Genomic DNA, 21,593 nt, shown 5'->3' with positions numbered 1-21,593 from the left:
CTCATGCCGTCAACCCCCTGCGGGGGTTCGCCCTCGCTTGCCGCTCGGTGACGGCGGCTCGCGGGCCCTTCGGTTGGCGCCATCGGGGATGGTCCCGAGCAACCCAAGGAGACACGACATGGCCACCATCGCAAATCTCACCGTCAAGGCCGACGGCAGCTTCGAAGGCACGCTGACGACCCTTCTGGTCACCGCGCCGATCGCGATCGTCCCGAACGGCCGCAAGGTGAAGGACAATGAGCCCGACTTCCGCGTGATCGCGCGCAAGAACGGCTATGAGGTCGGCGCCGGCTGGACCCGCACGTCGCAATCGAACGGCACCGAATATGTCTCGGTCACCCTCTCGGCCCCCGAATTCGGCACGATCTACGCGAACATCGCGAACGCCCCCGGCGACGACCCGATGAAGAAGGTGCTTATCTGGAATCCGCCGAGCTGACGGATCGATCAGGCCCCGCCTTCGGGCGGGGCCGTTTTTGCGGCTTTCTTGTCGGGTACGACCTCGTGGAAGGCGTCTTTCATCCAGCCCTCCCGCTCACCCATATGCTTGTCCCAGAAGCCGCGCATCGCCTCGAGCCTCTTCTCGGCGAGATATGGCTCGGTGAGATGTTCGAACATATTGTGCTGCGGAACCGGGACCGGCGAGGCCCGCCAGACGCCGAACAGCACGACCGACAGCGTCTGGAATACCGCGAACAACAGATAATGCGCGCGGTCGAGATCGCGGATGTTGAGGCCTGACCGGAGCCCCTTTGCCTGCGCGCGCGAAAAGGCATCGGCTGCATGCGCGATGCTCTTGTTGCGCAGCGCCTTGATCTCGGGAAGTGGCGTGCTTGCCAGCAGTTCGTCGAGCCGGTCGAAAAAGGCCTCGCCAATCAGGTCGCCGCGCGCGCGGCTTTCGGGCATAACACCCGACAATTGATCGAACAGCTCATGTTCCGTCCGCGCCTGGTCGAACCCTTCTGGTCCCGACAGGCTGAGGCTCACGCGCCGCGCCTTGTTCGGATTGGCGGCCATTTCGGCGGCAAGCCGCTTGAGTTCGGCTTCCTGCAAAGCCTCATACTCATAGGGCAGCGCGTCGCGGCACACGAAATTCTCCCGCGTGATGAGTTCGCGCGCCGCGCGCATCTCGTCGACGATCCGTGGGAGTGAGATCACGGCCTTCTTCGGCTGGTTCGCCGGCGGTTTCTCGAGCAGCCGGGTGATGGCGATGACCTGTCCGGCAAGATAGCCGCGGTCGAGCATCATGGCGATCAGTGGCGCGGTCGAGCCGCGGGTGCCGTCGTCATCAGCGAATTGTCGCGCCTCGTTCGCCGTGCGCCAGGCTATGTCGAACCACATCATGTCGGCGAACTGCCCGGCGAGCGATGCGTCGGGATCGCGCTCGAACAGCTCGGACCAATGCTGGAGTTTATCGCGAAACGCCTCGAGCGAGTCCTTGTCGCTGACGTCGCAAGCGTCGATCGGATAGTGAAAGATGGATGGATGCGGGCGTTCGGGGACCGCGCGAGCCGCTGGCTTGGCTGCGGGAGCCGCCGCTTTGTCGTCGCTACCCGCGACGCCTTGCGGCTCCGTCATGACTGTCCCCCCTGCATCACCGAGGCCGGGCGGATGGCGAAATTCTGCGGTCTGCGTTCAGCCAAGATCGAGCCCCTGTCTTTGTCGTGTGCCTGTGGATGAGCTTATGTAACGATTGTTTCGGGCGCCGAGGAGGGCGACGAGCAGTCGCGACACCAGGCCGGACATCTCGAGCGTGAGGTTCGGTCCCCCGCCGACGCCGTGCAGTGCAAAGCCGAGCGGTTCGCCCATATAGAGGGCTTCATGCACCGTCGGATTGCGCATCCCGGCAACTTGCGCACCGCCACCGCCCGCGGGGTCGGCCCATGCGGGAACCGGCATTCCGAGCCAGTCGCACATCCACGCGATGCGCTGGGAATGCGTGAGGCTTTTGGGAGGCGGGTTTATGGACTTTGCGAGGGCAAAGCAGGCATCGAGCGCCGTGTAGAGCAGCGTGAACCGCTCAAACTGAAGATGTTGCGGATTCTGGCTCATGAAGAGGGCGTGTACTGCGGCCACCCAGATGCGCGCTCGCTCCGGAACTGCGCGATTATCGATCCAGAAGGCTTCGGCGAGTTCGATCGACTTCGGCAGGCTGCCGCCCATCAGCACGAAGTCGACGAGAACCCCGGGCTCGATCGGTGTCGAATCGAGGAAGCCGGCCTCGGTAATCGTGAAGCGCATGCCGCTGAAAAAGGACAGGCTCCATACATGGAAGTCGACCTGATCAATCTCCGACGCCGTCGCATGGACGATGGCGTGCGTCTTCGGCAGGCCGAAGATGCGCGCGGGATAGGGCCGAACGCTGGTGCCGCCACCGAGATGGGCAACCGGCTGTAGCGGGGCGTAGATCCATTTCCCCTCACGGCCGGGATCGGCCTCGATGTCCGCCACCGTCTCCGGGAGACCGGCAAGGGTCGCGATCGACACCGGTCCGACCGTGATATCGAGCGGCCGCGGATAATATCCGAACTCGCTGCGCTGACCCGCCATTGCGTCGTTCTCCCTGTTCTTCGCGCACGCCGGGGCGACGGAGCACGCAGATTATGGTCCGGGAGGAAGGCGCAAGGGCCTCTCGTCCCCCCGCGAAACCGTACCCGCTCTCGATAGCCGCTGATCCCTGGGCGCGGAGCCGGGCCTCCTTCAATCAACCCGTGAAGGGTCCGCTACGCTTCGCGTGCGGCCGCAGCCTTGCTGCGGTGATTGCGGCCCGCCCCCGGCCGGCGGGGCGACTGTCGAGCGGGAACGGTCCCGCTCCGAAAGGACAGGAGTCAAACCCATGCCGCTTTCCACCGCTCAATCGCTCGGCTGGAGCCTCGCCCGCACGATGATGACGATCATCGTCCTTATCGAAACGACAAAAGGCTATGCGGTGATGCCCATCGAAGAGTTCGACGGCGATCCGGAACACATCGTGTGCGAATATGACCCGTTCAACCGCTGAGCCCGCAAAATTTGCCCCGCGATGGTTCCAGTTCCGGTTCCGTCGCGGGTGGTCGTCTGCTAAATTGACGGTGCAGACCGCGCTGTGGTGGTGGTGGAGAGCGCGTCCCCAAGGAGGACGCTCGTGACTTTCATGCTTATCCTCGGCGCTGCCGCAGGCCTCTATCTCATCTGGCTTCTGTTCCGGCTGGCGGCCCTCGCGCTGCCGCTTGGCACCGGCATTGCTCTCGCCTTCGAACTTCAGGACCGCGGCTATGGCATTGGCGCTGCCCTTGCGATGGCATTTCTGGCGGGGCTTCTTCTCCATCTTGCTGGACGGCACCTCTACGCGCACGGCGGATCGACATTGCTGCGAGCCTGTGTCGCAATGCTCTTCCTCCTCCCGGCGGGGGTGGCAGGCTATTATGGCATGACAGGGATCGTGCGGCTCTTCGCTACGGAGGGCATGCTGGTAACGATCCTGCCTATCCTCGCTGCCGTCGCCGCCGCCGTGGCGGCGGTCCGGGGACTTGACGGGTCTTCGGTGGATGCAATCGGCGTCGGTGACCGGGAATGTGACGATCGCGCATCCGCGATCCCGGCCTCCGCTTCGCCCGCTTCCGACCGCCTCTGAGTCCCTCGCTCCCGCCGCAGGAACACGGTCTCTTCCCTGCGCGATCTGCCGGCAAGCCGCTGCGCTGAGCCCGCTGGCCGCAACGGCGCTCCCCGATTTTCTTCCCCCGGCGTGCCGCCGTTCCTCGCGGACCAAGAAAATCGCTGCGCTGCCGTCCTCCGCATGCGCTCCGGGCCTGCGGCTGCGGCGCGGCCTCCTTTCCGGCCACCGATGCGCATCGAGACCGCGATCCTGCGGCTCGAAAGCAAGGAAAGGACTTCAACATGGCCAAGATCGGAACCTTCAAGAAAGCGAAGGGCGAATATAAGGGCGCAATCGCGAGCCTCGCCCTCTCAGTCGACGCGGTTCGCATCGTCCCCGAGGACAATCCCAAACCCAGCGCTCCGACCCACCGCATCTATGTCGGCGACGTCGAGGTGGGTGCGGCCTGGGAGAAGACCAGCCAGGACGACCGCACCTATCTCTCGACCAAGTTCGACGACCCGAGCTTCACCGCGCCCTTCTTCGCGCAGCTCTTCGAAGGAAGCGACGGCGACTATGACCTCGTCTGGACCCGTCCCCAGCGGCGGGATTGATCGAGCACGCCGCCCGGCCACAAGCCGGGCGGCGATACTCTCATTTTGAGGCTTTTCGCGCGGGGATTCTGCGCTTCAATGCGTTACGATGATCCTTTGCATGCCGCTAACCATGTTCCAGCCGATGCGGGCAAGCTGCTGATAGGCTTTGCTTTCATTCCTGAAGATCAGCCGGAGGTGCGAATGGATCAGGTCGTCGATTGGCAATCGCCATATTTTCCGAGAATATTCGAAACATATGATCGCGCCGATTTCGCGCAGGAGTTCCTGCGCCGAAGCCCGGCGTACCGCCGCGCCTATCGTTCGGCCGCGTTGGCGCCGACGCGGCGGCGCACCGCGCGCCTCGCGGGGCTCGCGCGACGATGGGGGTTGGTCTTTCGCCCTGGACCCTGACCGATCCGTCACCGAATCCCCTGCGCTCTGGCAGCCCGAGGCCTGCGCGCATGTCGCAATCGCCGAGCCGGCGCCCGACGGCTTCGCCGCGCCGCGGCTCGCCGAGCTCATCGCTTCGGCGGACATCGCCTCCGAAATCATCCTCCCGGGCGAGTGGCACCTCGTGTTCGTGGCCGACGGACGGCGCTTCCGCCTCTGGCTTCGCCGCTTCCTGGCCGATGAACGGCTCGCCTATGTGAACCCGGCCGATCCGCATAGCGAGCTACGCATGGCCGTGAGCCTCGCGGTGCAGCGCCGCTTCTCCGCAGGCGTCACGACACACCGCTTCCTCCGAGGAGGCGCCCCCGGACCGTCCGAGCGCTGGCGTCTCATCCAGTGGCTGCGGCTCCTCGACGCCTCCGCCGAGGGGCGTTCGGCGCGCGACATCGCCGCCGCCCTCATTCTTGACGATGCCCAGGATTTCTCCGCCGCCGACTGGGACGGATCGAGCGAGCGCCGTCGCATCGCGCGCTGGCATCGCGCCGCGGTCGCGATGCGCGACGGCGGCTATCAGGAGCTGCTCGGCGCCGCCTGATCGGGACATTCCGCGCGTCGTCACTTTGTCCGTTCCTAAACGGCATCCGGATTTCCGAATGTCGCCGCCTCTCCGCCGGAGCCCGCCACGGGACCCGGCGCTGCGAACGGAGGCCCCTTTTGAGCGACATGCATATTCCCATTTCGCCGCGCTACCTCAAGACGCCCGACGCTGCGCTGCACCTCGGCCTGTCGAGCCGGACGCTCGAAAAACATCGCTGCTTCGGAACGGGTCCCGAATATCGCAAGCTCGGCGGGCGAATCGTTTACGCGATCGCCGATCTTGACGCCTGGGCCGAGATCGGCCGCAAGAGATCGACGTCCGATCCCGGCAAGGGCGTCGTCCATCCCGCGCGCCCGGTCCGCCGCTGATGCGCCCCGCCCAGAACATCCCGCCCGCTACCGGCGTGCAGCCGGTCGCGGCGACCGCGAGCGGTCTCACCGATCTCGAGCTCACCTGGATCGAGCGGCGCCTCGAGCACTGGCTGCGCTTCGGCCGCGTCGCCGCCGAGCGCATCGTCAGTCGCCGGACCCGCATCGTCTCCTTCCGGCCCGAGGCCGTCTTCGGCTTCGTCCGCTGGGGGGCGAACGACTTCGGCACCATATTTTCGAGTATCTCGGTCATCGCCGCGCCCGCACTCCGCGCTCCCTTCGCGACGCATCCGTTCGTGCGCCCGGGCGGTGACATCCTGCTGCGTGTCGATGGGTGGCCGAGAGTCCAGCAGGTGCTCTCGGCGATCGACGCGATCGAGGCCGCCGGGCTCGACCCGTGCGAGACGGCGCCCGATCATTGGCGCCACATCGGCAGTCATATCGCCGCTGGCCTGCCGTTCCGGCCCTATGGTCCGGAACGGCACTTGGCGTGGCTCCAGCGCAAGGCGATCGCGCCATGAACCGCCGCTGGCTCCGCGCGACCGCGGCGAGCGCTACGCTCTTCGCGGCGCTGTTCGTCGCCGCGGCTGCGCTCGCGCCGCAACCGCGCCTCATCTGGAATGCGAGTCCGAGCGTTCCGATCGGCTTCTACCGCGTCGATGTCGGCGCCGAGCCCGCGGTCGGCGACCTCATCCTCTTCCACCCGCCCGAGGCGGTCGCGGCGCGTCTCGCTGTGCGCGGCTATGTGCCGCGCGGCGTGCCGCTCCTGAAGCACGTCGCCGCAGGCCAAGGCGCGCTCGTCTGTCGCAGTGGCACCTTCGTAACGATCGACGGCGCGCCGGCAGCGCGCGCGCAGGACGCCGACCGCCTCGGGCGGCCGCTGCCGCGCTGGCTCGGCTGCTACCGCCTGCGTGCCGGCGAACTGTTTCTCCTCAACCCCGCGCCCGACAGTCTCGACGGCCGATATTTCGGACCGCTCCCCGACACCGGCGTCGTCGGCGTCGCGCACCCGCTGCTCGTGCGCGATGCGCCCGGCGCGCCGCTGCGCTGGCGCCGTGACGCCGATCGCTCCGCATTCACCCCCGAAGGAAAGGATATGTCCTCATGATTATCGGAAGCTTTCAATCCGCCGGCGACGGCTATGCCGGACAGATCCGGACGCTGCTCCTCGATGCGATGATCGCGATCGTTCCGGCGAAGCCGAACGACGCGGAAAATGCACCAGCCTGGCGCGTCCTGCTCGTTGAAGCCGACACCGGCGTCGAGATCGGCGCAGGCTGGGAACGGCGCAGCGAACGCGCCGGCTCCTATATTGCCCTGCAGATCGACGACCCGGCGCTCGCGGTTCCGCTGCGTGCCAATCTGCTAAGTTCGACGCAGAACGAGGATGAATATCATCTCCTCTGGACGCGTCCCGTCCCACGCGAACAAGCGTGAGCATCATGCATCCGGCTCGCTCGGCGCGCGTCCGCGCCGTGCGCCTCGCCTTGCTGCTGCTCTGCTCGGCGAGCGCCGCCCCGGACCGGGCATGGGGCGCGGCACCGGCGGAACCGCCGGCGGCCGCCGTCCACCCCTATGCCGCCCATGTAGCAGAGGCATCGCAACGCTTCGGCGTTCCGCAGGTCTGGATATGGCGCGTGATGCATGTCGAGAGCCGCGGCAAGCCGCGGGCGCTCTCGCATGCCGGTGCAATGGGGCTGATGCAGATCATGCCCGCGACCTGGGCGATGCTGACGGCGCAGCACGGTCTCGGGTCCGACCCCTTCGACGTGCGCGCCAATATCCTCGCGGGCGCGGCCTATCTGCGCGCGATGTGGGACCGATATCGCGACGTTCGGCTCATGCTGGCTGCCTATAATGCGGGCCCCGGCCGCGCCGACGCCTATGCAGCGGGGCGGCGCGGCTTGCCCGCCGAGACGGTCGCCTATGTCGCAGCCATCGCGCCCGCGCTCGGTGCGCCGGCTGCTCCGTCAGCGGCGATGGCGCGGACAGCCGAACCGCCGAGCTGGCGCAGCGCGTCGCTCTTCACCGAGCAGCGATCGGACACGCCGGCTGCAACGTCGATGCAGCGCGGCGTCGGCGCGGCTGCAGGACCGTCGCATTCCGCGCCTGCACCCTCGCCCCTCTTCGTCCCGCTTTCCGGGAACAATCGGTGATGGTCGTCCTGGCGATATTTGCTGGAGTGCGCCGGTCTATGGATCGGTTCTGCTTGGCGTTCAGAAGGGGTGTGGGGGGATGGCAAGATAAAAGACCTGCCAGCTCGCCGGCAGATTGTGGTTGGATTACAGCGCTTTATGCGTATGGCACCCCCCTTCGGCTGCCATATCGACCTCTGGATTCCCGAAGCAGAACAAGCGCTTACGATATGGCACCGGCGCCGTGAGCGGCGACGAGCATGATTTTCGGGTGCGGCCGGGAAGAGGGCGCGATGCTGGTTCGGGATCGGCGCGGCGCGGGAAAAGGCTCGCCGCGCAGGTGCGCAAGGCAGCCGCCCGCTCGGGTTACACGCGCTCCCGTCGCGGCGGGGGCGTCCGCAGCGGAACCGGTCGGCATGGCCGCGGCCGCGCCGCGCTTGCGACGATCCGGCGCGGCCCCGCGCAGCGCCGCGTGACGGTCATGGCGCGCATCGTCCGGCATAAGGGCGCGCAGTTTCGTTCCGCGCCGCTCGCACGGCATATCGCCTATCTCGAACGCGACGGCGTCACCCGCGATGGACGCGATGCCATGATGTTCGATGCGTCTGGAGACGCCGCCGGCCGCGAGGCTTTCGCAGATCGCTGCGCCGATGATCGCCATCATTTCCGCTTCATCGTCAGCCCCGAAGACGCGGAGCGGCTGCAGGATCTTCGTACCTTCACCCGCGATCTCATGGGCCAGATGGAGAAGGACCTCGAGACCCGGCTCGACTGGGTGGCGGTCGATCACTGGAATACCGACAACCCACATATCCATGTGCTCGTGCGAGGCGTCGCAGCCGATGGAGCGGACCTGGTCGTCGACCGCGCCTATATGTCGGGAGGCGTGCGCGGACGGGCGTCGGAGCTCGCCACCCTCGAACTCGGTCCGCGAAACGAACAGGAGATCGATGCGAGCCTCGCGCGGGAGACGGGCGCGGAGCGCTGGACCGAGCTCGACAGGCGGCTGCGCGATCGCGGCGGCGAGGCGGGGATCGTCGATCTTCGTCCCGATCCGGCCGCAGCGCCCGGCCGAGACCGGCATCTTATCGGACGCGCGGCGAAGCTCGAGACGCTTGGGCTCGCGGCGCGCCTTGGACCCGGCATATTCGAGATCGATCCGCGCGCCGAAACCATATTGCGCCACCTTGGCGAGCGCGGCGACATCATCAAGGGTGTCCACCGCGCCATGCGCATGCAAGGGCTCTCCTTCGACGCATCGCGGCTCGCTCTTCACGGCGAGGCGGAAAGATCGGGCCTCGTCGGGCGGCTGGTCGCACGCGGCCTCGACGACGAGCTTGCCGGCTCTGCCTTCGCCATCGTCGACGGGACCGATGGCCGGACCCATCACATCAAATTCTCCGATCTCCAATGGACCGGGGACGCGAAGCCGGGCGCGATCGTCGAACTGCGCCGCTGGGAAGGACGCGACGGCGGCGAGCATCTATCGCTTGCCCTCCGATCGGACCTTGCGATCGCCGACCAGATATCCGCGCGCGGAGCAACCTGGCTTGACCGCGAGCTGGTTGCGGCGAGACCCACGGCAGCAACGACCGGCTTCGGGATCGACGTTCGCCGCGCCATGGCCGCGCGTGCCGAGGTTCTCGCGAGCGAAGGCCTCGCGAGCCGTCGGGACGGCAAGCTCACTCTGGCGCCCGATCTCATCGAGACGCTGAAGCGGCGCGACCTCGAGGCGGCTTGCGAAGCCGTCGCGGCGCGCACCGGGCTTGCGCATCGACCGCCCACCAGCGGCGACGCGGTGAGCGGAACCTACCGCGAGCGCGTGTCGCTGGCCTCGGGGCGTTTCGCGATGATCGACGATGGGCTCGGCTTCCAGCTCGTGCCCTGGCGCCCGGCGCTCGACCGGCACCTCGGCCAGCATGTCAGCGGGACGGCCACCGCGGGCGGCATCGACTGGAGCCTCGGTCGCAGCCGCGGGATCGCAATCTGAGAAAGGACCAACGATGAGCGACAGGATATTATGGGGCCAGATCTTCGCGGTGCTGCTGATCGTCCTAGCCGCGATTTGGACCGCGACCCAGTCGACCGCGGAAGCGCTCGGGTTTCAGGAGGCGCTCGGCGCCCCCTGGTTCCGTATCGGCGACTATCCCGTCTATCCGCCGCCCGCCTTTTTCTGGTGGTGGTTTGCGTTCGACGCCTATGCGCCGCCCATCTTCTACCGCGGTGCCGCCATCGCGGCGTCGGGCGGGCTGCTGTCGGCCGTCGTCGCGATCAGCATGTCGGTCTGGCGAGCGCGCGAACACCGGCGCGCCGAGACCTATGGATCGGCGCGATGGGCGAACGAACGCGAGATAAGGGCCGCCAACATGCTCGGTCCGGACGGGGTTATTCTCGGGCGCATGGCCGGGACCTATCTGCGCCACGATGGCGCGGAGCATGTGCTCTGCTTCGCGCCCACCCGGTCGGGGAAGGGCGTCGGCCTCGTGGTGCCGACCCTGCTGACCTGGCCTGGGAGCTGCATCGTCCATGACATCAAGGGCGAGAACTGGCAGCTTACCGCGGGCTTTCGCGCGCAGTATGGCCGGGTGCTGCTTTTCGATCCGACCAACCCCGCATCGGCTGCCTATAATCCGCTTCTCGAAGTCCGGCGCGGCGCATGGGAAGTTCGCGACGTGCAGAATGTCGCCGACGTGCTGGTCGATCCCGAAGGAAGCCTCGAGCGAAGAAACCACTGGGAGAAGACGAGCCACGCCCTGCTCGTCGGCGCGATCCTCCATGTCCTCTACGCCGAGGAGGAAAAGAGCCTCGCCGGCGTCGCGGCCTTTCTGTCGGACCCCGAACGCAGGATCGAGGCGACCCTTCAGCGGATGAAGACGACGCGCCATTTGGGAGATCGCGTTCACCCGGTCGTCGCCGCGGCGGCACAGGAACTGTTCAACAAGAGCGAGAATGAGCGGTCGGGTGTGCTGTCCACCGCCATGTCCTTCCTCGGCCTCTATCGCGATCCGGTGATCGCCAAGGTCACGGGACATTCCGAGTGGCGCATTGCCGACTTGATCGGGAGCGAGCGTCCGGTGTCGCTCTACCTCGTGGTCCCGCCCGGCGATATCAGCCGGACCAAGCCGCTCATGCGACTTATCCTCAACCAGATCGGACGGCGCCTGACCGAGCAGCTCAATCCCAAGGCGCGCCCGCAACGATTGCTGTTCATGCTCGACGAATTTCCCGCGCTCGGACGCCTCGACTTCTTCGAGAGCGCGCTCGCCTTCATGGCGGGCTATGGCATCAAGGCCTTTCTGATCGCCCAGTCGCTCAACCAGATCGAGAAGGCCTATGGGCAGAGCAATGCGATCCTCGACAACTGCCATGTCCGGGTCAGTTTCGCGACGAACGATGAGCGAACCGCCAAACGGATTTCCGATGCGCTCGGCACCGCGACCGAGCAACGCGCGATGAAAAATTATGCCGGCCACCGGCTCTCGCCCTGGCTCGGCCATTTGATGGTATCGCGTACCGAAACCGCCCGGCCGCTCCTGACCCCCGGTGAAGTGATGCAGCTCCCACCGGACGACGAGATCGTGATGGCCGCCGGCCTCGCGCCGATCAGGGCCAAGAAGGCGCGATACTATAGCGACCGGCGCCTGGCCGGCCGCGTCATTCCGCCGCCCGCACCCGGTCGCGGTCTTCCCGCCACCCACGACTGGATGGCCGACTGGGTACAGCAGCCGATGGAGACGAAAGCGAAGGCGGCGGAGGACGGTGACGCGGCCAATGGCGGCATTCGGCAGGAACCCGAACTTCCCGTCCATGAGGATATCGCGCCGCCGCCGCCGCGCAGCGTCAACGGCGAGTTCGATTTCAGCGAAGATGGAGCACAGGCCGATGCGGCGAGGCTCCGCGCCGCGGCCGATCGGCAGATGGCGCGAGGCGCCCGGGCAGCGGCGCTCGATCCTGACGACGGGATCCAGCTGTGATCCGATCGCATGTCAAACAGACCTTCCGGATCGAAACTGGCCTGTCGCGCGAACTGACAGACCTTGCCCGCCGACGCGGCCTCACCCGGACCGAAGTGCTGGAGGCTGCGCTGCGCTCCTTTCTCTCGCCCGATCAGGAGGAGCGGATCGAGGCGCTGTTGACCCGGCGCCTCGACCGCATCGGCCGCCAGCTCGACCGCATCGAATGGCATGGCGAAATGTCGGGCGAGGCGCTGGCCCTGTTCGTCCGGCACTGGCTCACGAGCACGGCGCCCTTGCCCGATGATGCGTTGCCGGCTGCGCAGGCCAGCGGGAAGCGGCGGTGGGAGGCTTTCGTCGATGCCCTCTCACGTAGAATGGAAGTTGGACCAAAGCTCGCCGCGGAGCTGATGCGCGACGTCAGCGGTTCCGATTGAAGCCTTTAACCGGCTCATCCAGCCCGCAGTTTTAAGAGAAAGCTGATGGCCTCCGCGGGGACATCACAAAGGGCAGCGGCGAGCAGGAGCATCGTGAGAGCCAGATATTTCGCCAAAGGAGTTCGTGACAGCTCGAGAAGCACCGCCGATTTGTGGCGGCCCTGTTGCACGAGCGCCATGAACTGGGCGAGCTCGGCCTCACGGTCAGTCATCGAACGATCGCCTACGTGCGGGAGAGGGAGCATATCGGTCATCACAAACCTCACGGATTCATCGCAAAAATGGTGCGCTGTTACAGATGCGCGTGCGGGTTACCGTGAGGGATAAGCCCTCCGGGCTGGAATGCCCCTCAGGCGAGTCGCTTGTCAACAGGGTGAATCGCAATTTTATCAACTGTCCGGGGTGCGTCTGGGGATATCTCCCGGCATTTCCGGGAAAGCCGGACTTCGCTCAATCCTCTTCGCCCTGCTGCTCGCGCTCGCGCAGTTTTTCGGCGTAGCGGTAGCTTGCTTCCATGGAGTGATACGTATCGGCGTAGCGATCGATGTCGCCGAGCGCGCATTCGACCTCATACTCCACCGAATGGGGCGACGAACCCGGACGTTTTCGGCCCAGCCAGCGCTCCAGCTTGTCGAACCGGCTCTGCATCCCCGGTACACTGCACGCGATGCGCAGATCGTCTAGATTGCCGCTTGTGCGATTGCGGCTCCAGGTCCTGCAGGCGAATTCAAGCTCTTCGCCCCGTGTGGGAGGGCGGTCGCTGAGATCGGCCCCACCTTCTTTCGCTAGAGTGGGGTCGGCCTGTACATTGGCAAGGCCCGCACTGAGTGCCTCGCAGAGTTCGCTATGATATTTATCTCGGCGCGCGGCGTCCCAATCATAGGGGCCAGCGCCGACGAAAAGATGCGGCAGCTTGAAATGCACCCGCACCGCCTTCGGCAGTATCTTCTCGATCCGGATGACCCCTCGGATCACATCGAGGAGATGCTCAGCGTCGATCCCGGCCCACGGCCGCGCGAGATTCTCGAGCGCGCCAAGGTTCGAATTGGTGGGCGTGTCCCCTGTGTTCCAGTATCGCATGGTCAGTGCTTCCGTTTCTCTTTAGGCTTGATTCCAAGAATGGCCTTCGCCTCGGCGCTCGCTCCCTTCGCAATCTGATTGAGGCGCGCCTTGAAAATGGGGTCGGCGAGGAGCTGAGCCTTTGGCCCTTCGCCGGAATCGCACACAAGGGCGTAAAAGAGCCGATAGAGCGTCTGCGCGCGCTCCGCTTCCTCGATCGCGTCATCGAAATCAGGCCGCCGGTAGACAAGAATTTCATGCTCATCGATCGGCATCGGCCGGATCACACCGCGGCCGTCGGGTAGTTCCTCGACGCGCTGACGATGGCTGATGTTATATTTCACGATGGTCTTGGGATGCGTGAGCAGGATTGCTTCCGTGAGTTCAGAGCAATGTCCCCAGATGCGATGAGCAAAATGATTGCGGGTCTTGCGCGACTCCTCGGCGATCGAGCCGATCGCCTTGAACAGAAGTTGCTGCCACTCGGGAAGTGCTTCCTGCGCTGCCGCGTCGAGAGCGCCCCGCTGCGCTCCAGCCCCGACAAGCGAGAGATACATTGCAGTGCCCACCGCAATGTCACTTTTCAACATCCGGCTGAGGATCGAGGCAATGTCACCATCGATATGCGCCCACAGCGCGATGACATAGGCAACGTCGCTGGCGAACGGCGAATGGCGTAGAATGCCCGGCGCGAAAAAGACGCGGCCATCGGGCGACTCCTCAGCGAGCGTTTTGGGCACCGTTCTTCCTCTTCCGCGCGATCAGATCCGGCCACAGCTTATATGGCGACATTGTCACGGCTCCTAATTCCGAGTTGCCGCTGACGCTTTGCGCCGGGGCCTGAAAAATGCCATCCAAGAGCCACCGTTCCGCGGCCCCAATTGCCGGATATAAAGGGAGTTTATCATGGACGAGGACGCACTTTTTGCGGTTGGTTCAATATTGGCAGCGCTCGGCGGCGTGCTGGAACGAAAAGGTGTCTGCACGACCAACGAATTTGCCGAAACGCTTGGCAGCGTGGCGCTGATGACCGCCGAGTCAGGGGATCAGTATAAGAACCGTGCTGCCTATATCGGGAGCTGGGCACAGATGGTGCGCGCTGCTGCCGAAAATGCGGGTGGCGCCCGCGAGCATTGACCGAAGCAGCATCTTTACGCCCTTCATTCGGCACCGGCCTCAAAATAGGCGCGCATACGGTGTGCGACTGCAGGATCGAGCCGGATGAAGGTCCGGCGCCCGTCGATCGGGTCGGGCACGCGGCGGGTAATGCCGGCATCGCACAGCCGCTGCGCAAGCCTTAGCGCGCTGCTCATCGGAATCGAGGATGTGACGCAGAGCGCGCTGATGGACAAGCGCTTGCGTTCGCATTCGTGAACGAAGAGATCGACCAGCATTTCCCAAGCGGGATCGCCAAACAGTTCGGGGGCTCCAATCAGCTGCTGGCGGAGCAGTCGTCGCCGCATCGCAGCCTTTGCGTTGGCGTGCGCAATATCCCCCTGATCGATGCGCGCGGAACCTCCCGGACTTCGCAATGTTAACGACGCTGACGGAACAGGCGTCCCGGCAAGAGTGTCATTGCTCATGACGTGATGGCAGTGGGTTGAGGTCACCACGATGTGGTCGATGATCTCGACATTGAGCGACCGTCCGATCATTTCGAGCTTCCGCGTCGCCTCGATGTCCTCGGCGCTGGGGCGGTGGTCGCCGCTCGGATGGTTGTGGACGAGAATCAGCCCGGCGGCATTGAGTTCGAGCGCACGCCGGAAGATCGTCCGGGGATAGATGGCGAGCTGAGCAAGAGTGCCGGTTTGCAGAACCTCGTCGGCGATAAGATGGCACCCACCGTCGAGAAAGAGGATGCGAAGCCGCTCATCGGAAAGCGACCCCATCGACATGATGAGATAGGAGCGGAGCCTTCGGTCGAAAGGATCGATGCTGATACCTCGAAGGTCGCCCGAAAGGCTCTCGGTAGCGAGGTTGCACGCCTCGACAATGACCTGCGCTACCTGAGGGGCGTCATCAAGAACGCGACCGAGCGATTCCGGCGACTGCGCCCAAATGCGGCTGATCGAATGAAACGCGACAAGAAGCCGGTCCGCTAGTGCTTCGCAGCGCTCGGGCTCGATGGTCGCAATGAAATGTACCAGGACCGATCGCTGCCGAACTGAGCCAATCGCTTTTGGTGTTGCCAGGTTGCGGCCACGAGGAGCGGGGGAAGAAGCCAGGATGCAGCGACCTGCATCGTCAGATAGGCTATCGGGTGGAGGTCCATGTCGATCGCGCGGGTCGTGTGAGCCAACAGCGGAAGGCATTGCAGGACTGCCGCCAGCATGGGCCAGAAGCGATAGGCCGTCAGCGCCACGGTCATCGTCGCGGCCGCAGCTATCAGATCGATCAGCAGGTGCCCCGCATCGACCGTTACGAGGTTTACCGCAAATATCAGGTGCAAAGCCTGGTCGGAAACCAGCATGAACAGGAGAATCGCTGCGACCGCTTTCTCCGGACCGCCGCCTTTCCGGGCGGCGTAGGCGAGGGCCACCAGCAGCAATGTCACGAAGATTGCGATCCGCAGCATCACGCTTATTCACCATGCCGATGGCCCATCGTCAACGTCGCTCAGCTCACCAGGGCAAGCTTTGCCGGGCCGCCTTCGGCAACTGCCGGACATTCGTGAAGGTCGAGGCCCGCCGTTTCACGGCCGATGTCGGCAAGGTCGCCATGGACCCGAAGGATTTCGCCGCTCACACCAACCAGCGCCAGTTGTGCCTCGGCGATACGGCGGATCGTCGCATGTCCCTTGGCGGCAGGAACGCCTGCCGTGTCGCGACGCGCGGTCACCACCTCCGCCATGAGCGACGACACGGCGATGAGGGCGCCATCTATCTGTGCCTCGGCGGCAGGCACCACTTGCTGCAACCGATCGGCGGCAACGCTGTTCAGATTTTGCATAGACTCTCCTCTCCGGAGAAGCGCGCCGCGCTCCCGGACCATGGTTCAACAAGAATTGGGATCAGGTCGAGGCGAGCCCGGTCAGAGTTTGACCGATCGACAGGCCTGCGATGACCATGAGAAGGATCGCGATGAGCAAGCTCACGACGATCACGACCCGGACCTGAGGTCTATAATTCGGCCTCAGCAAATCCCTGAACGGAGAGCCTTCGCTCCGAAACCCGGCGCGCCTCTCCAAATTATCGTTCAGATGGAGCAAGCTGGCGGGGTCACCGTCCGGGAAGTCGGATGGCACCAGTTCGGGGGCTGGCGGTAGTATGATCGGATCACATGGTATCCGATCATAGGTCTGGCGAAGCCGCGCATAAATGATCGCAGTCTCGTCGCGGTTGGCCGCGCCCAGTGTGTCGCGCGCGGTGGTGAGCCGCAAATCCACCGCTTGCTTCGATATGTCGAGGTCGCGGGCGATCTGCTTCGAAGTTTTCCGCTCAAGCACCAGATCGAGGCATGCCCGCTGCTTTTCTGTCAAGCGCGTCCACCTCGAGAACTCGTCCGAATGCTGCAACCCCGAATCACTCATCCTTACACTGTTGTCAAAATTGCGCTCGGCACAACCCGCCGACCTTCATTTAGTCGTTGCTGAAATGGAATTGATCGCATCGCAGCCTACGCCATTCCCTGTCTTTCTTACCCACAGTACGACGCGCGCAAATCTCTGTTGAAAATAGTGATTTTCTGCGTCTCTTACTCGTCCCCGTCGAGCCGGGCGCCTTTGCCCGGACCATCCAACGGGGAATCTCATGGGCGCAGAAGCAGTCCGTTTCGAGGCACAGGGACGTGGTGCGCGCATGTTGCGGACAGCGCTTGGCGGCGCGATCGCCGAGTGGCTCGCGGACCCGGCGGTTATCGAAATCATGCTCAATCCCGACGGTCGGCTCTGGGTCGATCGGCTCGGCACCGGGATCACCGATAGCGGTATCCTGCTCGCAGCAACCGATGGCGAGCGCATCATTCGCCTCGTGGCCCATCATGTCGGCGCCGAGGTCCATGCCGGATCGCCGCGCGTATCGGCGGAGCTTCCCGAAAGCGGGGAACGCTTCGAGGGTCTGCTGCCGCCGGTCGTCGCGGCACCGACCTTCGCAATCCGCAAGCCCGCGGTCGCGGTCTTCTCGCTCGGCGACTATGTTGCGGCAGGCATCATGTCCGCGACTTCGGCCGAGGCGCTGCGCTCGGGGGTCACCGAACGCCTCAACATCCTCGTCGCGGGCGGCACCGGGACAGGCAAGACCACCCTTACCAATGCCTTGCTCGCCGAGGTCGCCAAGACCAGCGAGCGTGTCGTCCTGATCGAAGACACTCGAGAGCTGCAATGCGCTGCTCCCAATCTGGTCGCGATGCGTACCAAGGACGGGGTCGCATCACTGTCCGATCTCGTCCGCTCGTCGCTCCGTCTCCGGCCCGACCGCATCCCGATCGGCGAGGTTCGCGGTGCCGAGGCGCTCGATCTTCTAAAGGCCTGGGGCACCGGCCATCCCGGCGGCATCGGCACGATCCACGCGGGCAGCGCGATCGGCGCGCTCCGCCGCATGGAGCAACTCATCCAGGAGGCCGTGATCACCGTCCCACGCGCCCTTCTCGCGGAGACCATCGATCTCGTCGCCGTTCTCGTGCGCGACGGCGCCGGCCGGCGCCTCGCCGAACTCGCCCGTGTCGAAGGTCTCGATGCGCCGACCGGCGACTACCGCATTACCCCCCTCTTGACCCCCGAAGGAGACTGACCATGACCCACGCCGCCCGGCGGGAAGCCCCGCGCTTCCTGCTCGCCTCGACCGCCCTCTATGTCGCGCTCGTTGCCGCCTTGCCCGCTCGGGCCGGTGGCTCTTCGATGCCGTGGGAAGCGCCGCTGCAGTCGATCCTCGAAAGCGTCGAGGGGCCGGTGGCGAAGGTGATCTCGCTGATCATCATCATCATCACCGGGCTGACGATCTCGTTCGGCGACACGTCGGGCGGCTTCCGCCGCATGGTCCAGATCGTATTCGGACTGTCGATCGCCTTCGCGGCGTCGAGCTTCTTCCTGACCTTCTTCTCTTTCGGCGGCGGAGCCGTCGTCTGATGGATGCCCCGGCCGAAATCACCGGCTTTTTCGCGCCCGTGCACCGCGCGCTCGCCGAGCCGATCCTGCTTGGCGGCGCGCCGCGCGCCCTCGCGATCGCCAATGGCACGCTCGCGGCCGGGATCGGCCTTGGCCTCCGCCTCTGGATCGCGGGGCTCGTCCTCTGGGTCGTGGGCCATGCGCTCTCGGTCTGGGCGGCGCGCCGCGACCCGCAGTTCGTCGACGTCGCCAAACGTCACCTCAAATATCCTGTCTGGATGCGGCCATGATGAATCTCGCCGAATATCGCTCGAAGTCGGCCTGCCTTGCCGATTATCTCCCTTGGGTCGCGCTGGTCGCCGAAGGCGCGGTGCTGAACAAGGATGGCTCGTTCCAGCGAACCGCTGCCTTCCGCGGTCCCGATCTCGACAGCGCCACCCCCGCCGAACTCGTCGCGGTCACCGCCCGGCTCAACAATGCGATCCGGCGTCTCGGCTCGGGCTGGGCCTTGTTCGTGGAGGCGCAGCGGCTGCCGTCGAGCGATTATCCCGAATCGCATTTCCCCGACCCGGCATCTGCTCTTGTCGACTTGGAGCGCCGCGAGCAGTTCCGGGAGGAGGGGGCGCATTTCGAGAGCCGCTATTATCTGACTCTCCTGTGGATGCCGCCGGCTGAGGATGCCTCGCGGGCGGAAGGTTGGCTTTACGAAGGCATGGAGCGCTCGGGTGTCGATCCGAAGGAGCATCTTGCGAGCTTCATCGACCGATCGAACCGCACTCTTCATCTCGTCGAAGGTTTCATGCCCGAGGCCGAATGGCTGGATGACAGCGAGACGCTGACTTATTTGCATTCGACGGTATCGACCAAGCGCCAGCGTGTTCGGGTGCCCGAGACCCCGGTTTATCTTGACGCGCTGCTGACCGACCAGCCGTTGGTCGGCGGCCTCGAGCCGCGGCTCGGCGAGCACCATCTTCGGACCCTGACCATCACGGGCTTTCCGACCGCGACTTGGCCGGGTTTGCTCGACGATCTGAACCGGCTGGCATTCGCCTATCGCTGGTCGACCCGCGCGATCATGCTCGACAAGACCGACGCCACCAAGCTGCTGACGAAAATCCGGCGGCAATGGTTCGCCAAGCGCAAATCGATCGCCGCGATCCTCAAGGAGGTGATGACCAACGAGCAATCGGCGCTTGTCGACAGCGATGCCTCGAACAAGGCGGCCGATGCCGACATGGCCTTGCAGGAACTCGGCGCCGATCATGCCGGCGTCGCCTATGTCACCGCGACCGTCACCGTGTGGGACACGGACGCGGCGCTCGCCGCCGAGAAGCTCCGTTTGGTCGAGAAGGTCATCCAGGGCCGCGACTTCACCTGCACGATCGAAGGCATGAACGCGATCGAGGCATGGCTCGGGAGCCTGCCCGGTCACGCTTATGCCAATGTTCGCCGGCCGCCGATCTCCACCCTCAACCTTGCCCACATGATCCCCCTGTCCGCCGTGTGGGCGGGGGCGGAACGGGACGAGCATTTCGGTGACGCCCCCTTGCTGTACGGCAAGACCGAAGGCTCGACCCCGTTCCGCCTTTCCCTCCATGTCGGCGACGTCGGCCATTGCCTCGTCGTTGGTCCGACGGGGGCGGGCAAGTCGGTGCTGCTCGCGACGATCGCCATGCAGTTTCGCCGCTATCCTGGCTCGCAGATTTTCGCTTTCGATTTCGGCGGCTCGATCCGAGCCGCAGCGCTCGCGATGGGCGGCGACTGGCAGGATCTCGGCGGGGCGCTCCACGATGGCGAGGGCGGCGTGGCGTTGCAGCCGCTCGCCCGGATCGACGAGGCGTCCGAGCGGAGCTGGGCGGCCGAATGGCTCGCCGCGCTGTTCGCGGGCGAAGGCATAATGATCGACCCGGCGGCGAAGGAGCATCTCTGGTCGGCGCTGACCTCGCTCGCGACGGCGCCTGTCGCCGAACGCACGCTGACGGGGCTCGCGGTGCTCCTCCAGTCGCGCGAACTCAAGCAGGCGCTCGCGCCCTATTTGGTCGGCGGACCTTGGGGGCGGCTGCTCGATGCCGACGAGGAGCGCATCGGGGCCGCGCGCGTGCAGGCCTTCGAGACCGAAGGCCTTGTCGGCGCCGCGTCGGCGGGACCCGTCCTGTCCTATCTGTTTCACCGGATCGCCGGACGGCTCGACGGCTCGCCGACGCTCATCATCATCGATGAAGGCTGGCTCGTGCTCGATAGCCCGGCTTTCGCGGCGCAACTCCGCGAATGGCTGAAGACGCTCCGCAAGAAGAATGCGAGCGTGGTCTTCGCGACGCAGAGCCTTGCCGACATCGAAACCTCGAGTATCGCGCCGGCGATCATCGAGAGCTGTCCGACCCGCATATTCCTGCCGAACGAGCGCGCGCTCGAGCCGCAGATTGCGCGCATCTACGAGCGCTTCGGTCTCAACGGCCGGCAAATCGAGATACTGAGCCGGGCGACCCCGAAGCGCGACTATTACTGCCAGTCGCGCCGCGGCAATCGTCTCTTCGACTTGGGGCTAGGCGAGGTTGCGCTCGCCTTCACCGCCGCATCCTCGAAGACCGACCAGACGCACATCGCCGAGCTGTTCGCAGCGCACGGCCCCGAAGGGTTCGCGGCCGCCTGGCTTTCCCACCGCAAGCTCGAATGGGCGGCCGAGCTGCTCGCCACCATTGCCGCCCCCAATGAGGAGTTCCCCCGATGAAGAAGAATATCGTCCGCGCCGTCGCTGCCGCGGCACTTGTGTTGCTGCCCGTGTCGGGCGCGATGCTGGCCGTTCCGGCGAGCGCCCAGCTCGGCGGCATCGTCCACGATCCGCGCAACTATTCGCAGAATATCCTGACCGCGGCGCGCACGCTCGAGCAGATCAACAACCAGATCAAGCAGCTGCAGAATCAGGCGACCTCGCTGATGAACGAGGCGAAGAACCTCAACAGCCTGCCGACATCGACGCTGGGCACGCTCGAGGCGCAGGTCGACCAGACGCGCCAGCTCCTCGCGCAGGCAGAGGGCATCGCGTTCAACGTGTCGGACATCCAGAAGGGGTTCGAGGCGCGCTACAAGGGCGGAGCGCTGACGGGCTCTGCCGCCGAGATGGTCGCCAATGCCGAGGCGCGCTGGAAGGACAGCGTCGGCGCCTTCGAGGATGCGATGAAGGTGCAGGCCGGCATCGTCACGAATATGGGCGGAACGCGGACGTCGATCTCGACGATCGTCGGCGCCAGCCAGTCGGCGACCGGCGCGCTGCAGGCCGCGCAGGCGGGCAACCAGCTTCTCGCCATCCAGTCGCAGCAGATCGCCGATCTCGCCGCGGTCATGAGCGCACAGGGCCGCGCCGAGATGCTCGACGCCGCGCGTGCGGCGGCCGCCGAGGCCGAAGGCCGCGAACGCTTCCGCCGCTTCCGCAAGGGCAATTGAG

General features: G+C 65.4%; 29 protein-coding genes. 20 read left to right on the top strand and 9 right to left on the bottom strand.

Going from position 1 to position 21,593, the window contains the following annotated elements:
- Nucleotides 1-118 precede the first annotated feature (118 nt).
- Nucleotides 119-439, top strand: coding sequence for a DUF736 domain-containing protein (locus tag LH19_RS21030; protein ID WP_037553339.1), 321 nt, complete (start codon nt 119-121; stop codon nt 437-439).
- Between the two features lie 8 nt (nt 440-447).
- On the opposite strand, the gene LH19_RS21025 is transcribed toward LH19_RS21030, so the two are convergent.
- Both LH19_RS21025 and LH19_RS21020 read right to left on the bottom strand, forming a co-directional pair.
- Nucleotides 448-1,578 (bottom strand): hypothetical protein, encoded by a 1,131-nt coding sequence (locus LH19_RS21025; protein WP_054731708.1) that lies wholly within the window; start codon nt 1,576-1,578, stop codon nt 448-450.
- Nucleotides 1,579-1,635: 57 nt separating this feature from the next.
- Nucleotides 1,636-2,487, bottom strand: coding sequence for a hypothetical protein (locus LH19_RS21020; RefSeq protein WP_145923550.1), 852 nt, complete (start codon nt 2,485-2,487; stop codon nt 1,636-1,638).
- Between the two features lie 349 nt (nt 2,488-2,836).
- On the opposite strand from LH19_RS21020, the gene LH19_RS29110 reads away from it, so the two are divergent.
- The 13 genes from LH19_RS29110 (at nt 2,837) to LH19_RS20965 (ending at nt 12,051) form a co-directional block, all read left to right on the top strand.
- The gene (locus LH19_RS29110) at nt 2,837-3,001 is read left to right on the top strand and encodes a hypothetical protein (RefSeq protein WP_162928261.1); all 165 of its coding nucleotides are present in this window, start codon (nt 2,837-2,839) and stop codon (nt 2,999-3,001) included.
- A gap of 123 nt (nt 3,002-3,124) precedes the next feature.
- Nucleotides 3,125-3,613 carry a hypothetical protein gene (locus tag LH19_RS21015; RefSeq protein ID WP_145923549.1) on the top strand — a complete coding sequence of 163 codons (489 nt, stop codon included), beginning with the start codon at nt 3,125-3,127 and terminating at the stop codon, nt 3,611-3,613.
- A gap of 263 nt (nt 3,614-3,876) precedes the next feature.
- The gene (locus LH19_RS21010) at nt 3,877-4,188 is read left to right on the top strand and encodes a DUF736 domain-containing protein (RefSeq protein WP_054731705.1); all 312 of its coding nucleotides are present in this window, start codon (nt 3,877-3,879) and stop codon (nt 4,186-4,188) included.
- 78 nt (nt 4,189-4,266) lie between these two features.
- The gene (locus LH19_RS29520; protein WP_322787390.1) at nt 4,267-4,581 is read left to right on the top strand and encodes a transcriptional regulator domain-containing protein; all 315 of its coding nucleotides are present in this window, start codon (nt 4,267-4,269) and stop codon (nt 4,579-4,581) included.
- Between the two features lie 163 nt (nt 4,582-4,744).
- A complete protein-coding gene (locus LH19_RS21005) occupies nt 4,745-5,155 on the top strand; it encodes a DUF2285 domain-containing protein (RefSeq protein WP_257720441.1) in 411 nt (136 codons plus the stop codon).
- Between the two features lie 128 nt (nt 5,156-5,283).
- Nucleotides 5,284-5,526, top strand: coding sequence for a helix-turn-helix transcriptional regulator (locus LH19_RS21000; RefSeq protein ID WP_054731704.1), 243 nt, complete (start codon nt 5,284-5,286; stop codon nt 5,524-5,526).
- Nucleotides 5,526-6,047, top strand: coding sequence for a DUF2840 domain-containing protein (locus tag LH19_RS20995; RefSeq protein WP_054731703.1), 522 nt, complete (start codon nt 5,526-5,528; stop codon nt 6,045-6,047). Before LH19_RS21000 ends, LH19_RS20995 begins: the two co-directional genes overlap by 1 nt.
- Nucleotides 6,044-6,634, top strand: coding sequence for a S26 family signal peptidase (locus LH19_RS20990; protein ID WP_054731702.1), 591 nt, complete (start codon nt 6,044-6,046; stop codon nt 6,632-6,634). The genes LH19_RS20995 and LH19_RS20990 overlap by 4 nt, the downstream gene beginning before the upstream one ends.
- A complete protein-coding gene (locus LH19_RS20985; protein ID WP_054731701.1) occupies nt 6,631-6,963 on the top strand; it encodes a DUF736 domain-containing protein in 333 nt (110 codons plus the stop codon). Before LH19_RS20990 ends, LH19_RS20985 begins: the two co-directional genes overlap by 4 nt.
- 5 nt (nt 6,964-6,968) lie before the next feature.
- Entirely contained in the window at nt 6,969-7,682 is a 714-nt protein-coding gene (locus tag LH19_RS20980; RefSeq protein WP_082396359.1) for a lytic transglycosylase domain-containing protein, read from the top strand.
- 223 nt (nt 7,683-7,905) lie between these two features.
- On the top strand, nt 7,906-9,651 hold the full coding sequence (locus LH19_RS20975) for a relaxase/mobilization nuclease domain-containing protein (RefSeq protein ID WP_054731699.1): 1,746 nt from the start codon (nt 7,906-7,908) through the stop codon (nt 9,649-9,651).
- 13 nt (nt 9,652-9,664) lie between these two features.
- Nucleotides 9,665-11,635: a conjugal transfer protein TraG gene (locus LH19_RS20970; RefSeq protein WP_054731698.1), complete on the top strand. Its 1,971-nt coding sequence runs from the start codon at nt 9,665-9,667 to the stop codon at nt 11,633-11,635.
- On the top strand, nt 11,632-12,051 hold the full coding sequence (locus LH19_RS20965) for a hypothetical protein (RefSeq protein WP_054731697.1): 420 nt from the start codon (nt 11,632-11,634) through the stop codon (nt 12,049-12,051). The genes LH19_RS20970 and LH19_RS20965 overlap by 4 nt, the downstream gene beginning before the upstream one ends.
- Nucleotides 12,052-12,065: 14 nt before the next feature.
- On the opposite strand, the gene LH19_RS20960 is transcribed toward LH19_RS20965, so the two are convergent.
- The 3 genes from LH19_RS20960 to LH19_RS20950 form a co-directional block, all read right to left on the bottom strand.
- A complete protein-coding gene (locus LH19_RS20960) occupies nt 12,066-12,263 on the bottom strand; it encodes a hypothetical protein (protein WP_145923548.1) in 198 nt (65 codons plus the stop codon).
- Nucleotides 12,264-12,501: 238 nt separating this feature from the next.
- Entirely contained in the window at nt 12,502-13,131 is a 630-nt protein-coding gene (locus LH19_RS20955) for a hypothetical protein (RefSeq protein WP_054731695.1), read from the bottom strand.
- Between the two features lie 2 nt (nt 13,132-13,133).
- A complete protein-coding gene (locus tag LH19_RS20950; protein ID WP_054731694.1) occupies nt 13,134-13,850 on the bottom strand; it encodes a hypothetical protein in 717 nt (238 codons plus the stop codon).
- Nucleotides 13,851-14,016: 166 nt separating this feature from the next.
- Between LH19_RS20950 and LH19_RS20945 the strand changes: the two genes are divergently transcribed.
- Nucleotides 14,017-14,247 (top strand): hypothetical protein, encoded by a 231-nt coding sequence (locus tag LH19_RS20945; protein WP_054731693.1) that lies wholly within the window; start codon nt 14,017-14,019, stop codon nt 14,245-14,247.
- Between the two features lie 23 nt (nt 14,248-14,270).
- Here the strand turns inward: LH19_RS20945 and LH19_RS29105 are convergent, their stop codons facing one another.
- From LH19_RS29105 to LH19_RS20925, 4 genes are all read right to left on the bottom strand, one after another.
- Entirely contained in the window at nt 14,271-15,044 is a 774-nt protein-coding gene (locus LH19_RS29105; RefSeq protein ID WP_257720455.1) for a JAB domain-containing protein, read from the bottom strand.
- 164 nt (nt 15,045-15,208) lie between these two features.
- Entirely contained in the window at nt 15,209-15,688 is a 480-nt protein-coding gene (locus LH19_RS29100) for a hypothetical protein (protein WP_167346291.1), read from the bottom strand.
- Between the two features lie 38 nt (nt 15,689-15,726).
- Complete coding sequence (locus tag LH19_RS20930; protein ID WP_054731691.1) at nt 15,727-16,059, bottom strand: hypothetical protein; 333 nt, start codon at nt 16,057-16,059, stop codon at nt 15,727-15,729.
- 61 nt (nt 16,060-16,120) lie between these two features.
- Nucleotides 16,121-16,588, bottom strand: coding sequence for a LuxR C-terminal-related transcriptional regulator (locus tag LH19_RS20925; protein WP_234715986.1), 468 nt, complete (start codon nt 16,586-16,588; stop codon nt 16,121-16,123).
- A 271-nt stretch (nt 16,589-16,859) separates the two neighbouring features.
- Here LH19_RS20925 and trbB point away from each other — a divergent pair, with 271 nt between their 5' ends.
- From trbB to trbJ, 5 genes are read left to right on the top strand one after another with little or no spacing between them, the layout of a single operon-like run.
- Nucleotides 16,860-17,837: a P-type conjugative transfer ATPase TrbB gene (trbB, locus tag LH19_RS20920; protein ID WP_054731689.1), complete on the top strand. Its 978-nt coding sequence runs from the start codon at nt 16,860-16,862 to the stop codon at nt 17,835-17,837.
- A 2-nt stretch (nt 17,838-17,839) separates the two neighbouring features.
- Complete coding sequence (locus LH19_RS20915) at nt 17,840-18,172, top strand: TrbC/VirB2 family protein (protein ID WP_054731688.1); 333 nt, start codon at nt 17,840-17,842, stop codon at nt 18,170-18,172.
- Nucleotides 18,172-18,441 carry a VirB3 family type IV secretion system protein gene (locus tag LH19_RS20910; protein ID WP_054731687.1) on the top strand — a complete coding sequence of 90 codons (270 nt, stop codon included), beginning with the start codon at nt 18,172-18,174 and terminating at the stop codon, nt 18,439-18,441. The genes LH19_RS20915 and LH19_RS20910 overlap by 1 nt, the downstream gene beginning before the upstream one ends.
- Nucleotides 18,438-20,879, top strand: coding sequence for a conjugal transfer protein TrbE (gene trbE / locus LH19_RS20905; protein WP_054731686.1), 2,442 nt, complete (start codon nt 18,438-18,440; stop codon nt 20,877-20,879). Before LH19_RS20910 ends, trbE begins: the two co-directional genes overlap by 4 nt.
- Nucleotides 20,876-21,592 carry a P-type conjugative transfer protein TrbJ gene (gene trbJ / locus LH19_RS20900; protein WP_037553367.1) on the top strand — a complete coding sequence of 239 codons (717 nt, stop codon included), beginning with the start codon at nt 20,876-20,878 and terminating at the stop codon, nt 21,590-21,592. The genes trbE and trbJ overlap by 4 nt, the downstream gene beginning before the upstream one ends.
- Nucleotide 21,593 lies beyond the last annotated feature (1 nt).

Origin of the sequence: Sphingopyxis macrogoltabida, from assembly GCF_001314325.1 — a bacterium.
Classification (GTDB): domain Bacteria; phylum Pseudomonadota; class Alphaproteobacteria; order Sphingomonadales; family Sphingomonadaceae; genus Sphingopyxis; species Sphingopyxis macrogoltabida.
The sequence above is the reverse complement of the archived record's forward strand: the minus strand, read 5'-3'. Positions and strand labels throughout refer to the sequence as shown.

Excerpts from the sequence above, each read along its gene's own strand:
- LH19_RS21030 (WP_037553339.1), top strand. The coding sequence starts at position 119 with ATGGCCACCATCGCAAATCTCACCGTCAAGGCCGACGGCAGCTTCGAA.
- LH19_RS21025 (WP_054731708.1), bottom strand. The coding sequence starts at position 1,578 with ATGACGGAGCCGCAAGGCGTCGCGGGTAGCGACGACAAAGCGGCGGCT.
- LH19_RS29110 (WP_162928261.1), top strand. The coding sequence starts at position 2,837 with ATGCCGCTTTCCACCGCTCAATCGCTCGGCTGGAGCCTCGCCCGCACG.
- LH19_RS21010 (WP_054731705.1), top strand. The coding sequence starts at position 3,877 with ATGGCCAAGATCGGAACCTTCAAGAAAGCGAAGGGCGAATATAAGGGC.
- LH19_RS29520 (WP_322787390.1), top strand. The coding sequence starts at position 4,267 with ATGCGTTACGATGATCCTTTGCATGCCGCTAACCATGTTCCAGCCGAT.
- LH19_RS21000 (WP_054731704.1), top strand. The coding sequence starts at position 5,284 with ATGCATATTCCCATTTCGCCGCGCTACCTCAAGACGCCCGACGCTGCG.
- LH19_RS20995 (WP_054731703.1), top strand. The coding sequence starts at position 5,526 with ATGCGCCCCGCCCAGAACATCCCGCCCGCTACCGGCGTGCAGCCGGTC.
- LH19_RS20990 (WP_054731702.1), top strand. The coding sequence starts at position 6,044 with ATGAACCGCCGCTGGCTCCGCGCGACCGCGGCGAGCGCTACGCTCTTC.
- LH19_RS20985 (WP_054731701.1), top strand. The coding sequence starts at position 6,631 with ATGATTATCGGAAGCTTTCAATCCGCCGGCGACGGCTATGCCGGACAG.
- LH19_RS20980 (WP_082396359.1), top strand. The coding sequence starts at position 6,969 with ATGCATCCGGCTCGCTCGGCGCGCGTCCGCGCCGTGCGCCTCGCCTTG.
- LH19_RS20970 (WP_054731698.1), top strand. The coding sequence starts at position 9,665 with ATGAGCGACAGGATATTATGGGGCCAGATCTTCGCGGTGCTGCTGATC.
- LH19_RS20960 (WP_145923548.1), bottom strand. The coding sequence starts at position 12,263 with ATGACTGACCGTGAGGCCGAGCTCGCCCAGTTCATGGCGCTCGTGCAA.
- LH19_RS20955 (WP_054731695.1), bottom strand. The coding sequence starts at position 13,131 with ATGCGATACTGGAACACAGGGGACACGCCCACCAATTCGAACCTTGGC.
- LH19_RS20945 (WP_054731693.1), top strand. The coding sequence starts at position 14,017 with ATGGACGAGGACGCACTTTTTGCGGTTGGTTCAATATTGGCAGCGCTC.
- LH19_RS20930 (WP_054731691.1), bottom strand. The coding sequence starts at position 16,059 with ATGCAAAATCTGAACAGCGTTGCCGCCGATCGGTTGCAGCAAGTGGTG.
- trbB (WP_054731689.1), top strand. The coding sequence starts at position 16,860 with ATGGGCGCAGAAGCAGTCCGTTTCGAGGCACAGGGACGTGGTGCGCGC.
- LH19_RS20915 (WP_054731688.1), top strand. The coding sequence starts at position 17,840 with ATGACCCACGCCGCCCGGCGGGAAGCCCCGCGCTTCCTGCTCGCCTCG.
- LH19_RS20910 (WP_054731687.1), top strand. The coding sequence starts at position 18,172 with ATGGATGCCCCGGCCGAAATCACCGGCTTTTTCGCGCCCGTGCACCGC.
- trbE (WP_054731686.1), top strand. The coding sequence starts at position 18,438 with ATGATGAATCTCGCCGAATATCGCTCGAAGTCGGCCTGCCTTGCCGAT.
- trbJ (WP_037553367.1), top strand. The coding sequence starts at position 20,876 with ATGAAGAAGAATATCGTCCGCGCCGTCGCTGCCGCGGCACTTGTGTTG.